Genomic DNA, 301 nt, shown 5'->3' with positions numbered 1-301 from the left:
CCGTAACGGAGAGTATATCCCATCGTTCATCAGCCTTGACAAGATGACCAACGAGGTGGTGGCCATGCGTGCCGAGAATGTCTATATCCCTAACGAGATTAAGGGTGTTCAACTCACCGACCAGGAGAAGAACGACCTGCGTGAGGGCAAGAAGGTCTATATCGAGGGTATGACCGCCAAGTCGGGCAACGAGTTCAACGCCCACATTCAGGTAAGTGCCGAGCGTAGAGGTATCGACTTCATCTTCGAGGACGACCGTATCTTCAACCGTACCGCTCTCGGTGGTGTGGAGCTTACCAAG

The 301-nt window shown here is 53.2% G+C and carries 1 protein-coding gene; it reads left to right on the top strand.

Features of this window, described 5'->3' with window-relative positions; genetic code table 11:
- Positions 1–301, top strand: a 301-nt coding sequence (locus tag NW211_RS14070) for a DUF3945 domain-containing protein (RefSeq protein WP_258328299.1), incomplete at both ends; no start/stop codon positions are given.

It is taken from the genome of Barnesiella sp. ET7 (assembly GCF_024733785.1).
GTDB lineage: Bacteria > Bacteroidota > Bacteroidia > Bacteroidales > Barnesiellaceae > Barnesiella > Barnesiella merdigallinarum.
The sequence above is the reverse complement of the archived record's forward strand: the minus strand, read 5'-3'. Positions and strand labels throughout refer to the sequence as shown.